General features: G+C 71.4%; 15 protein-coding genes. 4 read left to right on the forward strand and 11 right to left on the reverse strand.

Going from position 1 to position 13939, the window contains the following annotated elements:
- Positions 1 to 8: 8 nt before the first annotated feature.
- The 4 genes from MOPEL_RS08940 to MOPEL_RS08955 form a co-directional block, all read right to left on the reverse strand.
- Complete coding sequence (locus MOPEL_RS08940; protein WP_009482570.1) at positions 9 to 659, reverse strand: methyltransferase; 651 nt, start codon at positions 657 to 659, stop codon at positions 9 to 11.
- The gene (locus MOPEL_RS18835; protein ID WP_306305769.1) at positions 646 to 942 is read right to left on the reverse strand and encodes a CDGSH iron-sulfur domain-containing protein; all 297 of its coding nucleotides are present in this window, start codon (positions 940 to 942) and stop codon (positions 646 to 648) included. Before MOPEL_RS18835 ends, MOPEL_RS08940 begins: the two co-directional genes overlap by 14 nt.
- Entirely contained in the window at positions 843 to 1814 is a 972-nt protein-coding gene (locus MOPEL_RS08950; protein WP_169316298.1) for an iron-containing redox enzyme family protein, read from the reverse strand. Before MOPEL_RS08950 ends, MOPEL_RS18835 begins: the two co-directional genes overlap by 100 nt.
- Before the next feature lie 387 nt (positions 1815 to 2201).
- Positions 2202 to 3998 (reverse strand): ABC-F family ATP-binding cassette domain-containing protein, encoded by a 1797-nt coding sequence (locus MOPEL_RS08955; protein ID WP_009482574.1) that lies wholly within the window; start codon positions 3996 to 3998, stop codon positions 2202 to 2204.
- Positions 3999 to 4219: 221 nt separating this feature from the next.
- On the opposite strand from MOPEL_RS08955, the gene MOPEL_RS08960 reads away from it, so the two are divergent.
- Positions 4220 to 4426 (forward strand): helix-turn-helix transcriptional regulator, encoded by a 207-nt coding sequence (locus MOPEL_RS08960; protein ID WP_009482575.1) that lies wholly within the window; start codon positions 4220 to 4222, stop codon positions 4424 to 4426.
- A gap of 1 nt (position 4427) precedes the next feature.
- Entirely contained in the window at positions 4428 to 4985 is a 558-nt protein-coding gene (locus MOPEL_RS08965; protein WP_009482576.1) for a hypothetical protein, read from the forward strand.
- A 166-nt stretch (positions 4986 to 5151) separates the two neighbouring features.
- On the opposite strand, the gene MOPEL_RS08970 is transcribed toward MOPEL_RS08965, so the two are convergent.
- The 7 genes from MOPEL_RS08970 to metG all read right to left on the reverse strand — a co-directional run bounded on the left by MOPEL_RS08970 (position 5152) and on the right by metG (position 11833).
- The gene (locus MOPEL_RS08970) at positions 5152 to 6090 is read right to left on the reverse strand and encodes a 4-(cytidine 5'-diphospho)-2-C-methyl-D-erythritol kinase (protein WP_009482577.1); all 939 of its coding nucleotides are present in this window, start codon (positions 6088 to 6090) and stop codon (positions 5152 to 5154) included.
- A gap of 21 nt (positions 6091 to 6111) precedes the next feature.
- Entirely contained in the window at positions 6112 to 6651 is a 540-nt protein-coding gene (locus MOPEL_RS08975) for a hypothetical protein (RefSeq protein WP_009482578.1), read from the reverse strand.
- A 111-nt stretch (positions 6652 to 6762) separates the two neighbouring features.
- A complete protein-coding gene (gene rsmA / locus MOPEL_RS08980; protein WP_009482579.1) occupies positions 6763 to 7638 on the reverse strand; it encodes a 16S rRNA (adenine(1518)-N(6)/adenine(1519)-N(6))-dimethyltransferase RsmA in 876 nt (291 codons plus the stop codon).
- Between the two features lie 34 nt (positions 7639 to 7672).
- Positions 7673 to 8452 carry a cytochrome c oxidase assembly protein gene (locus MOPEL_RS08985; RefSeq protein WP_009482580.1) on the reverse strand — a complete coding sequence of 260 codons (780 nt, stop codon included), beginning with the start codon at positions 8450 to 8452 and terminating at the stop codon, positions 7673 to 7675.
- Between the two features lie 13 nt (positions 8453 to 8465).
- On the reverse strand, positions 8466 to 8987 hold the full coding sequence (locus MOPEL_RS08990) for a DUF2243 domain-containing protein (protein WP_040633727.1): 522 nt from the start codon (positions 8985 to 8987) through the stop codon (positions 8466 to 8468).
- Between the two features lie 142 nt (positions 8988 to 9129).
- Positions 9130 to 9990: a TatD family hydrolase gene (locus MOPEL_RS08995; RefSeq protein ID WP_009482582.1), complete on the reverse strand. Its 861-nt coding sequence runs from the start codon at positions 9988 to 9990 to the stop codon at positions 9130 to 9132.
- On the reverse strand, positions 9983 to 11833 hold the full coding sequence (gene metG, locus MOPEL_RS09000; protein ID WP_009482583.1) for a methionine--tRNA ligase: 1851 nt from the start codon (positions 11831 to 11833) through the stop codon (positions 9983 to 9985). The genes MOPEL_RS08995 and metG overlap by 8 nt, the downstream gene beginning before the upstream one ends.
- Before the next feature lie 239 nt (positions 11834 to 12072).
- On the opposite strand from metG, the gene MOPEL_RS09005 reads away from it, so the two are divergent.
- Positions 12073 to 13794, forward strand: coding sequence for a sodium-dependent transporter (locus MOPEL_RS09005; RefSeq protein ID WP_009482584.1), 1722 nt, complete (start codon positions 12073 to 12075; stop codon positions 13792 to 13794).
- Positions 13791 to 13931: a methionine/alanine import family NSS transporter small subunit gene (locus MOPEL_RS17240; protein ID WP_009482585.1), complete on the forward strand. Its 141-nt coding sequence runs from the start codon at positions 13791 to 13793 to the stop codon at positions 13929 to 13931. The genes MOPEL_RS09005 and MOPEL_RS17240 overlap by 4 nt, the downstream gene beginning before the upstream one ends.
- The last annotated feature ends 8 nt before the right edge of the window (positions 13932 to 13939 follow it).

A 13939-nucleotide genomic window follows, 5' to 3' on the forward strand; every position in this document is an offset into this window, starting at 1 on the left:
CCGGGCGATCAGCGGGCGGGGCGATCGATCCGCACGAGAGCCCCTCGCTCGAACCTGCGCACCTCACCGAACCGCAGCGGAGATGCCTCGTCGAGTTCGCTCCGCAGCGTGTCGGCCTGGTCGGCGTCGCCGAGCTGGAGGATCGCCGAACCTCCCGGCGCGAGATGCGCCTCGACGACGCGGACGCACTCGCGGGCGACTGCGAGACCGTCCTCGCCGCCGTCGATCGCGAAGGTCGGATCCTCGGGGAAGGTGTCGACCTCGTCGGCCTGCACCCAGGGCGGGTCGGCGACGACGAGCGCGAACGACTCCCACTCCTCGAGGGCCTCGCCCAACTCCCCCTGCCGCACCTCGACGCGGTCGGCGAGTCCGGCGGTGTGGGCGTTGGCGCGGGCGAAACCGACGGCGACGGGGTCGGCGTCGACGGCGACGAGCCGTCGTCCGTCCTCGGCGAGGGTCAGCGCCGCGAGCCCGATCTGCCCGGCCCCGGTGCACAACTCGAGCACGTCCCCCTCGGGGGCATCGACGAGCAGGTCTGCGGCCCACTCGGACTGAGTCAGCGTCCACTCCCGCGGACGAAGCACCCGCGGATCGGAGGAGATCGTGAGCGGCCCGAACCGCATGGTCTCCACGTTCGGCGTCGCCTCACGCTCGTCCACGTCGCACCACCTTGTGAGTCCCGTCGCACCACGGCTTGCGGCCCGACTTCCCGCACGCGCACACGGCGACGACCGGGCGGGTCGTCTCGTGCGCCACACCCTCCTCGTCGCGGATGGTCTCGGCGCCCCGCACGAGCAGCGGACCGTTCGGGGTGACCCGCACGCTCACCTCCCGCGGCGCCCTCACGACGCGACCTGCACGGACGTCGTGGACGCGAACGCAGGGAGCGCGCCCCACCGGGCCAGGATCCGCCGGGCCCACACCCCGTCGAGGTGGAGGCACGCGGCGGCGCCGAAGAGGACGTCCTCCCGCAGCGACGGATCGGCCTGGACGAGACCGGCGCACACGTCACGCAGCGCCACCTGTTCGTGGACGGCGTCGGCCTCGACGTGCTCGTGGAAGTACACCGCGGCCTCCGCGGGGAGCCCGACCCGTTCGATGCCCGCGGCGATGCGTCGGCAGGGCGACGAACTCGTCGCCTCGAACGTCGCCATCTGCCCCATCGACGCACCCCGGAGACGGCGACGCATCGCGAGGAGCGGGTGGAGGTTGTTCACGGCCAACGTCTCGACCGGCATCTCGTGCAGGTAGGCCCCGTAGGTGGGGTCGAGACCGGCCGCCTCGAGCGTCTGCGCGTACAGCGTCGAGTGGAGCGATTCCGGGCGTCCGCTGCCGTACTCGTCGTATTGGATCTCGGCGAGCGCCGCCTTGGCCGGCCCGTCGAGCCGCCCGAGGACGAACGAGTGCGCGTCGGACTCCTTGAGGGCGTAGACGCTCTTGTCGCGCAAGTACTCGCGCACCTGCTCCGCCGTCGCGTGCCGATGGAGGTAGGACGCGACCGAGGGGGCGTCGTCGGCGCCGATGAACGCGAAGAGGTCCTCGGCGAGGTCGCCGGAATCCGGCGCACCGTCGACGACCCCCCGCGTCGCCGCGCGCAGCTCGGCTTCCATGCGGGCCTCGAGATCACCCCGCAGCGCGATGAGGTCGGGATCCCACTCGAGGTCGGTGTCCGCGTCGTCGAACCCGCGGAAGTGGAGCTCGAAGAGCATCCACAGCGCGAGCTGACAGTCCTCGTCGTCGAGTACCGCGTCGGGCACGGTCGGCCATGCCGCCGCGCCTGCTCCGCGCAGTCGTTCGGCGACGGCACTGCTCACAGGCCCTCGGGGCTCGGGGACGCGCATCGCTTCTCCGTTCGTCGACGCAGCCGTCGTGTGGCTCTGCGTAGATCGTCCCCCCTTCGACGGTGACTCGCACCCCGACGCCCCGCGGGAGGAGAGATGTCGCCCCCGGGGCGGCCTCGGTGGATCGTCATGAGCATCCGGCTCGTGCGCGACAGCGAGCCCGGCGCCAACCGCTCCGGTCCGAACCCCGAGGACCCCGCGGGTGCCATCGCCCGGCGGCACGCCCCGGCCCGGAACCACGTCGGGCCACGGCCCCCAGGACGGCCCCGGGGGCCTGTCCGCCCGTGTCGACCCACCCACGCCCGCGACGACGGGCCGTGACGAACGCCCCGCGACCTCACCGGTCTCGGGGCGTTCTCGTCACTCCACCAGCTCGGAGAGCTCCAGCCACTGTTCCTCGAGACCGGCCATCTCATCCTCGAGGATGCGGAGCTCGTCGGTGTGGGTGCGCAGGCCGTCGAAGTCCGTCTGGTCGTGGGCGGCCATCTTGGCGTGGACCTTCTCGATCGTGGTGCTGATCTTGCTCATGCGCCGCTCGATCGCGCCCATCTCCTTCTGGGCCGCGCGTCGCTCGGCCCCGGAGATCTCGCTGCCCGTCGTGGCCGCCGCACCGGTGGCCTGGTCGGGCCGCCCCCCGGCCGCTGCGGACTCCTGCGCCGCGCGCAGCCGCAGGTACTCCTCGACGCCGCCGGGCACGTGCCGCAGACGCCCGTCGAGGATCGCGTACTGCTGGTCGGTGACACGTTCGAGCAGGTATCGGTCGTGGGAGACGACGATGAGCGTGGCCGGCCACGAGTCGAGGAGGTCCTCCGTGGCGGCGAGCATGTCGGCGTCGACGTCGTTGGTCGGCTCGTCGAGGACGATGACGTTCGGCTCGCTCAGCAGGAGCATCAGGAGTTGGAGCCGCCGCTTCTGCCCGCCGGAGAGATCCCCGACCCGCGCCGACAGGTGCGCCCGGTCGAACCCGAGGCGTTCGAGCAGCTGCGCGGGTGTGTGTTCCTTGCCGTCGATCATGAACGTCGTCCGGTGCCGCGCGAGCACCTCCCGCACCCGGTCGTCCGCGATGTCGCTGAGCTGGGAGAACTGCTGGTCGAGGAGGCCGATGCGCACCGTCTTGCCGCGTCTGACCCGCCCCGACGTGGGCTGCACGGTGCCGCACACGAGTCCGAGCAGGGTCGACTTGCCCGCACCGTTCGCGCCGAGGATGCCGGTGCGTTCACCGGGTCCGATGCGCCACGTCACGTCGCGGAGCACCTCGTGGTCGCCGTAGCTCACCGAGACGTCCTCGAGGTCGACGACGTCCTTGCCGAGCCGCGCGACCGCCATGCGTTGCAGCTCGATCGGGTTGCGCACCGGGGGCACGTCCTCGATGAGCTGGTTGGCGGCCTCGATGCGGAACTTGGGTTTGGACGTGCGGGCCGGGGCGCCGCGTCGCAGCCAGGCGAGTTCCTTGCGCATGAGGTTCTGCCGCTTCGACTCCGTCGCGGCGAGGATCCGGTCCCGTTCGACGCGCTGGAGGACGTACGCGGCATAGCCGCCTTCGAAGGGTTCGACGATGCCGTCGTGGACCTCCCACGTCTCGGTGCACACCTCGTCGAGGAACCACCGGTCGTGGGTGATGACGAGGAGGCCGCCGGTGTGGCGCGGCCACCGGTTCACGAGGTGGTTCGCGAGCCACGCGATGCCCTCGACGTCGAGGTGGTTCGTCGGCTCGTCGAGCGCGATGAGGTCCCAGTCGTCGATGAGCAGGGCGGCGAGCGCGACGCGCCGCCGCTGCCCGCCGCTGAGGGAGCCGACGAGGGCGCCCCACGGCACGTCGGCGACGAGCCCGTCGATGACGTCGCGGATGCGGGCGTCACCGGCCCATTCGTGCTCGGCACGGTCGCCGACGATCGCCTGTCCTACGGTGCGTTCGGGGTCGAGGTCGTCGCGCTGATCGAGCACCCCGAACCGCACGCCGCTGCGACGCGTCACCCGCCCGGCCTGCGGCTCGATGCGGCCCGCGAGCATGCCGAGCAGGCTCGACTTGCCGTCGCCGTTGCGGCCGACGATGCCGATGCGGTCGCCCTCCTCGATGCCGAGCGTGATCGAGTCGAACACGACCTTCGTCGGGTACTCCAGGTGAAGACCTTCGGCCCCCAGCAGATGCGCCGCCACTCGTCGCCTTCCGTCGATGCGCAGTTCTCGGCCTGCGCGGGTGTCCACGTCGAGGGGAATCCTCCCACCGTTCCGACCGTGCACCTACCGCACCCGGCGCCCTGCCGACTGGGACTCCTGACCGTCCGACCTCCCGAATGTCGGGTTTTCTTGACTTCAGAAGTCAAGGATGCTTGCCTTCTGAAGTCAAGAAAACCCGACCTGATCGGAGTCTGGCGTCCATGGAGACGACCGCCGGCGTGCGTGAGGCGCGCCGCCACCTTCGGATGACCCAGGCCGAGCTCGCGACGGCCGTGGGGGTCTCCCGCCAGACGATCATCTCGATCGAACGCGGCGAACACGCCCCCAGCGTGTACCTGGCCCTGCGGCTCGCCCGGAGCCTCGGCGCGTCCGTCGACACCCTGTTCCCACTTCCCGAGGAAGACTGACATGTCCACGCACACCCACACCCCGTCGCGTCTCGACAAGGCCGTCGACCGCCTCATGATGTTCGACTCGGTCGTCTACGGCGACGAGCGACAACGCCGGATCACCTTGGAGGGCTGCAGTTTCGGATGGATCGTCGGGTCCTACGTGGCGATGCTCGCCGGTGTCCTCGCAGCTGCGGCGGGCGCCGTCGGCGCCTCGATCGGGTTCTTCGCCGTGTCGTTCGTGACGTCGATGTCGGCGGCCTGGTACGCCAAGCGTCGACGCGTCGACTTCACCGTTCTGGCCATGCGCGATCGCTCATTGGCGCGGCGGGTGCAGGCGGTCACGTGGTTCATCGTGGCCGCGTGGTGCGGCGCCCTCGCGTACTACGCGTTCACCGGGCACCCCCTCGTTGCGCTCGGCCGGTGGTTCGACGCCGACATCTCCCGCTCGGCGCTCGGTGGCATGGCCATGGGTGGGCTCATCGGTGGCGTCATCGGAGGGATCGTCCAGACGGTCCGTGGCGAGCGATCGGCGGCCGCGAAGGAGGACGCCCTCGAGCCGGACGACGAGTTCTGACACTCCCCCCGGGGTCCACCGGCCGCGGACGGACGGCCATCCCCCTCACGGGCGTCGGACGTCGTCGCCCCCCGGCCACGGCCTGAGCCGCTGACCAGCGCGGCGAAAGAGGGCTCCGGACGGCGTCCGACCTTCGTGCAGGGGTGGAACGGGCGAAGGACGCGGATCAGGCCGGCGGCGTCGACTCGACGATCTGCGCCCCGGGCACCGGCCCGACGGCGGTGTGCACGCGGGTGGCGGCGCCGGAGTTGACGAGTGCGGCCGCGAGGTCGCACGCGCTGTGGCGGTCACGGGCGAGGAACACGATCGTCGGGCCCGACCCCGAGACGAGCCCGCCCACCGCGCCGAGCATGAGGCCGGCGTCGCGCACCGACTCGAGCTCCGGCCGCAGCGAGAACGCCGCCTCCTCGAGGTCGTTGTAGAGACACGCCGCGAGACCCTCGACGTCCCCCTGCCGCAGCGCGGCGAGCAGCTCGGGCGCAGGCCGTGGCTCCGGCACCTCACGGCCCTCCCGGAGCCGGTCGATCTCGCGGAACACCGACGGCGTCGACAGGCCGCCCTCGGCCTGGACGACGACCCACTCGTACCGCCCTGCCGTGAGCGCGGGGACGACGTTCTCCCCCCGCCCGGAGCCGACGGCGGTGCCACCGACGAGCGCGAAGTTCACGTCGCTGCCGAGGCGGGCCGCGTACTCGTGGAGCCCCTCGACGCCGAGGCCGAGACCCCAGAGGGCGTCACAGGCGACGAGCGCCCCGGCCGCGTCGGCCGATCCGCCGGCCATGCCCCCGGCGACGGGGATCTGCTTGCACACGTGGACGTGCACCGGGAACGCCTTCTCGGTGTGGGCGCCCGCGAGCATCTTCGCGGCGGCGAGGGCGAGGTTCGAGTCGTCCTCGGGGACGAGGTGCGCGTCGGTGCCCTCGACGTCGACACCCCACCGTTCGGCGGGCGTGACCGTGACGTGGTCGACGAGGTCGACGGCGTGGAAGACGGTCGCGAGGCCGTGGTACCCGTCGGGGCGAGGCGGCCCGACCCGCAGCTCGAGGTTGATCTTGGCCGGCACACGCACCGTGACGCCGGGCAGGTTCTCCACGTGCGAGGTCATGGCCTCACCCTATGCCGCACCTCACGCGGCGTGCCGCCCCCGGAGGAGCCGACGCCACGACAGGACGACGACCACGACGACCACGACGAGGACGAGGACGGGGCCGACGAGGCCACGTATCGCACCGACGCGTGCGACGTCGTCGGCGAGGTCGAGCTTCGAGAACGCGACGAAGAGCACCGTCCAGGCCCCGCCGACGGCCGTCACCGCCGCGGTCCACAGGACGAGGAGGAGACGTCCGACGCCGTCGCGCTCACTGAGCCCGTGACGCGCGCGGTACACCCGGGTGAGGACCCCCGCGACGAGCACGAGGACGAGCAGGCAACCCACCGACTGCCCACCTATCTGGGAGGCGACGCCTCCCGGCCGGAAGACCTCGTGGGCCGTGCCGACGGGATCGGTGAGGAGATCGACGGTCGCCATGAGCCAGGCGAGGAGATAGAACGAGAAGAAGAACGTCGTGATCCCGCCGAGGACCGTGCCGGCGGCGACGAGCGCCCACCAGGCGGGGTCCTCCCGTCGATTCCGTGTCGCCTCCGGGGTTGCGCGTGTCGACGTCATCGTCCACCTCACCGGTCGGGAGTCGCGGGTGCGCGGCTCGTCACCGGCCATGCTTCCCGGCTCGCGGGTGGATCTCCTGGGCCTCGATACTCATCCCCGCCCGGCGGTGCGTCAGAGGTGGGGTCGAAGGTGCGCGGCGAGCCGGATGAAGGCGTCGACGTCGAGCTGTTCACCGCGAGTACGTGGGTCGATGTCGGCGGCGACGAGTGCCGCCTCCGCGGCGGGGCCTCCCCCGGCGAGGCCGGAGAGCGCGGCGCGGAGGGTCTTGCGACGCTGCGCGAACGCGGCGTCGACGACGCGGAACACGGTGCGGCGCATCTCGTCGTCGCCACGGGGTGTGTCGTGTCGGACGATCTCGACGAGGCCGGAGTCGACGTTGGGCGCGGGCCAGAACACGGAGCGGCCGACGGTGCCGACGAGGCGCGCCCGCCCGTACCAGGCGGCCTTGACGCTCGGCACTCCGTAGACCTTCGATCCGGGTGCGGCACAGAGCCGTTCGGCGACCTCGAGCTGCACCATGACGAGCACCCGCTCGATGCTCGGGAACAGTTCGAGGAACCGGAGGAGGACGGGCACCGAGACGTTGTAGGGGAGGTTCGCGACGAGGGCCGTCGGCGTGGCGGGCAGAGTCGTCACGGTGAGCGCGTCGGCGTGGACGACGTCGAGCCGCCCCGTGAGGTCGGGCGCGAACTCGGCGACCGTCGCGGGGAGTCGGCCTGCGAGCGCGGGATCGACCTCGACGGCGACGACGCGGGAGACCTCGGGCAGGAGCGCGAGCGTGAGCGATCCGAGGCCGGGCCCCACCTCGACGGCGACGTCGTCCTCCCCCACCCCGGCGAGTCGCACGATGCGGCGCACGGTGTTCGCGTCGACGACGAAGTTCTGCCCCCACTGCTTCGTCGGGCGGATGTCGAGCTCGGCCGCGAGGCGCCGGATCGCCGCGGCCCCGAGCAGACCGGAGGGTTCGGTGGAGGGGGCGTCGGTCATGGCCACAGCCTAGGCGAGCCGGGGAGGACGGCGGTCAGGCCGCGGAGGCGACGACCCCGGCGTGCGCTGGTGCGGCCGGGGCGGTGCGGCGGTACCAGTCGAGGCAGAACAGGGCGATGAGGACGACGTCGATGTAGTCGCCGCCGTAGAACATGAGCTGCGCCCCCGACTCGGCCTGCGCGACCGGCACGCCCGTCGGCGGGTGCGCGTAGATCACCTTGCAGAGGATGCCGTGCGCCGCCATGAACGCGACGAGCACGACCGCGCGGTAGTGGTGCGAGTACGGGTGCGGCGCCGGGTCGACCTGCAGGATCGCCGCGGCGAACACCCACCCGGCGAGGAGCACATGCGTGTGGACGACGAGATGCCCGAGCGTCGACGCGTGCATCCACCCGTGGAGGGGCGTCGTGTAGAGCAGCCACAACCCGCCCACGTCGAGGACCGCGGCCGTGACCGGGTGCGCGACGAACCGCACGTACGGCCACGACAGCGCGCCCGACAGGCGGCGGGCCCGCGGGGCGGACAGCCCGCGCAGCGCCACCGTCACCGGCGCGGAGAGGACGAGGAGCAGCGGCCCGAGCATCCCGAGCAGCAGGTGACCCCACATGTGGACGACGAAGTCGTGGTGCCCGGCGAGGCCGATCGGGCCGACGGCGACGAGCACCGCCAGCGTCCCGGCCACGGCGCACACCGTCCGCCACCACGGCCACGCCCGGCCTCGCCGCGCGCCCGCGACGACGAGCGCGACGTACGCCGCGAGGAACGCGACGACGAGTCCACCGAGGCCGACCGTCGTCACGAGAGGGTCGGCCATCGGCATCCCGTGGTCATGCACGGCCGGCCTCCCGGCGCCTGGTCGACCGGTGCCACACGAACGCGCCGACCACGATGAGGAGCACCGCGACGACGTTCCACACGACGTCGTACGCGGCGAGGTTCGCCACCGGCGGGTACTCGCCACTCGTGTGCGGAGACTCGAGGGGGACGACGGAGTAGCGGATCTGGTGGATACGCAGGAGCTTGTGCTGGATCGTGCCGTCGTAGAGCTGGAACGCGCCCATCCCGACGAACACCGCCGGCCACCAGCGCGCGAGGCCCTCCCCACCGCGGCGACGCACGTCGGCGAAGAGGAACAGGCCGGCGACGGCGAGGAACCACCCCACCGCGTGGAAGATGCCGTCGGCGACGAGCCCGACGGCCGGCGTCGACAGGTCGTAGAAGTGGTGCCAGTGCAGCAGCTGGTGGAACACGGTCTCGTCGACGAACGCGGCGACGCCGACGCCGAAGATCACCCCGGAGGTGAGCAGTCGGCGATCGAGTCGACGTGCGGTGGTGGCGATCTCGGTCATACCGGACAGCCTAGACACGGCACGCATGCCGACGGCGCGACCGCCGCCGGTGAACTCCGGGGCACGCGGCGCCGCCGTCCCACGGCCCGCCGTTCACGCCCGCCCGCCACGCGCGCGTTCCGGGCGGAGGCGGGGTGAGCCGTCACCAGGGCCCGTAGAGCTCCTCGGCGGTCGCGGAGATCGTGCGGCAGAGGTCGGCGACCGACATCGTGAGGACGTCGGCGACCGTGCGCACGGTGTGGGCGACGAGCATCGGCGCGTTCGCGGCCCCCCGGTGCGGCACCGGAGTGAGGTACGGGGTGTCCGTCTCGACGAGCACCCGGTCGGCGGGGACGACGGCGAGCGCGTCCCGCAGGTCGCGGGCGTTCTTGAACGTCACCGTGCCGGCGAAGCTCAGGTAGTAGCCGCGTTCGACGCACTCGCGCGCCATGGTGACGTCGCCGGAGAAGCAGTGGAGCACCGTGCGCTCGGGCGCGCCCTCCTCGGCGAGGGTCCGCATGACGTCGTCGTGCGCGTCGCGGTCGTGGATCTGGAGGACCTTGCCGGTGCGCTTGGCGAGGTCGATGTGCCACCGGAACGACTCCTGCTGCACGTCTCGACCGTCCTCGCCGGTGCGGTAGTAGTCGAGACCGGTCTCACCGACGACGCGGATGCGCGGATGTGCGGCGAGTCGTTCGATCGTCGCGTACGCCTCGTCGAGGTCGCCCCGCTCGGCGTGGAGCGGCGCCTCGTTGGGGTGGAGCGCGACCCCGCCGAGGAGCGCGGGATGTACGTCGACGAGACGCACGGTCTCCTCCGCCGAGGCGAGGTCGCACCCGATCTGCACGATGCGGTCGACGCCGACGGCGCGGGCGTCGGCGACGAGTCTCTCGACGTGCGCCGCGAGGTCCTCCCCCGCACCCGCGACGTCGTCGTCGCGACGGACGTCGAGATGGGCGTGGTCGTCGACGACGGGCAGCGGCAGCGGATCGGGCCGCGTCGGCGCCGGGCGGGGCTCACTCATCGTCACCGCGGAGGCGCGCGAGCTCCTGCTCGACGACCTCCGGATCGAGCTTGGTGAACACCCCCGACGGCTTCGCGATCGGCGCGCCCACCCGCACCGGCGTGGACTCCCACCGCGAGAACGCGGAGTAGTCGCCCGTGATGATCGGGTAGTCGCGCACGGGCGGGAGCATGCCCTCGCCACCGACGAGCCGCAGGTCACCGGCGTCGAGATCGGTGACCTCCTCGATGCGCGGCATCGGCGTGAGCGTGCCGTCGCCGCCGAGGACCGCGTCGACGCGGTTGCTCGCGTGCGGCAGGAACGGGCTGAGGATGAGGTTGAGGTCGCTCACGCACTGGGCGAGCACGTGGAGGATCGTGAGGAGACGCTCACGCTGGTCCTCGCCCTTGAGCTTGAACGGCTCGGTACGGGAGACGTACGTGTTGACCTCGCCGACGAGCCGCATCGCCTCGGTGATCGCCTGCCGCTGACGGTGCTTCTCGACGAGGCCGCCGACGGTGTCGAACCCGCCGCGCACCGCCGCGAGGATCTCCTCGTCGATCGGCTCGGTGGACCCGAGCGGCGGGATCTCGCCGACGTTCTTCGCGATCATCGCCGCCGTGCGGTTGACGAGGTTCCCCCAGCCCGCGACGAGTTCGGAGTTCGTGCGCGTGACGAACTCCGCCCACGTGAAGTCGGAGTCCTGCGTCTCCGGTCCCGCGGCGCTGATGAAGTAGCGCAGCGCGTCGGGCTGGTAACGGGCGAGCATGTCGCGCACGTAGATGACGACGCCGCGGCTCGAGGAGAACTGCTTGCCCTCCATCGTCATGAACTCGCTCGCGACGACCTCGGTGGGCAGGTTGAGCTCGCCGAAGACGCTCGGCTCGCCACCCTTGTCGCCCTTGCCCATCGACCCGAGGAGCTCGGCGGGCCAGATCTGGGAGTGGAAGGTGATGTTGTCCTTGCCCTGGAAGTAGTACGAGACCTGCTCCTCGGCGGCGCCCGGCGTCCACCACTCACGCCACCGCTCCGGGTCACCGATGCGACGGGCCCACTCGATCGACGCCGACAGGTAACCGATGACCGCGTCGAACCACACGTAGAGCCGCTTGGAGTTCTGGTCGCTCCACCCCTCGACCGGGATCGGGATGCCCCAGTCGATGTCGCGGGACATCGCGCGCGGCTTCATGTCCTTGAGCAGGCCCTGACTGAACCGGATGACGTTCGTGCGCCACGTGCCCGTGGCCTCCCGCTCGTCGAGCCACGCCGACAGCGCGCCGGCGAGCGCGGGCAGGTCGAGGAAGAAGTGCTGGGACTCGACGAACTCGGGCGTCTCGCCGTTGATGCGGCTCTTCGGGTCGACGAGCTCGGTGGGGTCGAGCTGGTTGCCGCACGTGTCGCACTGGTCGCCGCGGGCGTCGGTCGCGCCGCAGATGGGGCAGGTGCCCTCGATGTAGCGGTCGGGCAGCGTGCGGCCCGTCGACGGGGAGATCGCCCCGAACGTCGCCTTCTCCACCATGTAGCCGTTGGCGTGCACGGCCCGGAAGAGCTCCTGCACCACGGCGTAGTGGCTGCGGGTCGTCGTGCGGGTGAAGAGGTCGTAGGAGAGGCCGAGCCCGACGAGGTCCTCGACGATGATCCGGTTGTTCTCGTCGGCGAGTTCCATGGGCGTCATGCCGCGCTCGTCGGCGGCGACGAGGATCGGCGTGCCGTGCTCGTCGGTGCCGCTCACCATGAGCACGTCGTGCCCCGCCATCCGCATGTATCGGCTGAAGACGTCCGAGGGCACGCCGAAGCCGGCGACGTGACCGATGTGACGGGGACCGTTGGCGTAGGGCCAAGCGACAGCGGAGAGCACCTTCATACCCACGATCCTACGGTTCGTCCGTTCGGCGATCCGACCGTCCGCTCGCAGATCGGACGCTTCCGGCACCCGCTCAGCCCCCCGCTGCCCCGCGCGCGCCCCTACGGTGGGCCAGGACACGTCCCCGGGCGCCACCGCGCAGGAGTTCCCTCCGACCGGGCCGACGCGTCACCGGGGGCCGCACACGACGACCAGATCCTCCGCCCCCGCCACGCACGCCCCTCCCGAAGGAAGGTTCCATGAGCAGATCTGCCTCCCCCACCCCCGACCCGCCGGCCACCGGCGGCGCCGCTCCCCGCGAGCAGTGGTCGGGGCAACTCGGCTTCCTCCTCGCCGCCATCGGCTCCGCCGTCGGCCTCGGCAACATCTGGAGGTTCCCCGGCGTCGCGTACGAGAACGGTGGCGGGGCGTTCCTCATCCCCTACCTCGTCGCGCTGCTCACGGCCGGCATCCCGATCCTCTTCCTCGACTACGCGCTCGGCCACCGCTACCGCGGCTCGTCGCCCGCCGTGTTCCGCCGCCTCCACCGTGGCGCCGAGGCACTCGGCTGGTTCCAGGTCCTCATCGCGTTCTTCATCACCGTGTACTACGCGGCGATCATCGCGTGGGCCGCGTCCTACGTGTACTTCTCCGCGACGAAGGCGTGGGGGCCCGACCCGGTCTCGTTCCTCGTCAAGGACTACCTGCAGGTCGGCGACCCGGCGGTGACGTTCGACTTCGTCCCCGGCGTCCTCGCCCCGCTCGTCGGCGTGTGGATCGTCGTCCTCGTCATCATGGCCGGCGGCGTGCAGAAGGGCCTCGAGCGCGCGAACAAGGTGTTCCTGCCGTTGCTCATCGTCCTCTTCCTCGGCATCGTCGTCCGCGGCCTCACCCTCCCGGGCGCCGTCGACGGCCTCAACGCGTTCTTCACCCCCGACTTCTCCGCGCTCGCCAAGTCGTCGGTGTGGATCGGGGCCTACAGCCAGATCTTCTTCTCGCTGTCGATCGCGTTCGGCATCATGCTCACCTACTCGAGCTACCTGCCCCGCCGCGCCAACCTCGGCGGCACCGGCCTCGTCGCCGCGTTCGCCAACTCCTCCTTCGAGATCCTCGCCGGCATCGGCGTGTTCGCGGCGCTCGGCTTCATGGCCCGCGCGGAGGGCACGACCATCGACCAGCTCGAGGGACTCACCGGCGTCGGCCTGTCGTTCATGACGTTCCCGGCGCTCATCAACGAGATGCCCGGCGGCGAGATCTTCGGCGTGCTGTTCTTCCTCTCGCTCGTTCTCGCCGGTCTGACGTCGATCATCTCGCTCCTCGAGGTCGTCACCGCCGCCGTCCAGGAGAAGTTCGACCTCGGTCGTCTCACCGCCGTCGGCGCCGTCGGCGGCACGACGTCCGTCCTCTCGATCCTGTTCTTCGCCACCGTCAACGGCCTCAACCTCCTCGACGTCGTCGACAAGTGGGTCAACGAGATCGGCATCGTCGTCTCGGCGATCGTCATGACCGTCGTCGTCACGTACGTGCTGCGTCGCCTCGGCGTGCTGCAGCGGCACCTCAACGGCATCTCCAGCCTGCCCATCGGGGCCTGGTGGCGAGTGCTCGTCGGCGTGGTCACGCCCGTGATGCTCGTCGTCATGCTCGTCGCGACCGTCCGCGAGCTGCTCCGCGACGGCTACGGCGAGTACCCGGCGGCGTTCACCAACACGTTCGGGTGGGGTGTCGTCGCCCTCATGGCGGTGCTCGCGTTCGTCCTCGCGTTCGTCCCGTGGCGCACCGACGTCGACGCGCCCTCGGCGCACGACCACGAGGACGAGCCGGCCGGTGTCGCCGCGACGCCCGTGGACGACGCCGCCTACGAGCACCCGCACGGCCACCACCCCGATGTCGTCTACCACGCGGGGACCGACCCCGAGGTGGCCCGTCCGCCCCGTCTCCACCGCCGCCACGAGCGGCACGACCCGCAGGAGAACGACCGATGACCCCGATCGCCCTCACGTTCCTCGTCCTGTCGATCCTCCTCGTGTGGGGCGGCCTCGCCCTCTCGATCGTCGCGCTCGTCCGCAGCTCGAACGAGCCCGACGTGTCCGACACCCCCGAGGCGCACCACCGGGCCTGATCCCTCAC

It is taken from the genome of Mobilicoccus pelagius NBRC 104925 (assembly GCF_000247995.1).
Taxonomy (GTDB): Bacteria; Actinomycetota; Actinomycetes; order Actinomycetales; family Dermatophilaceae; genus Mobilicoccus; species Mobilicoccus pelagius.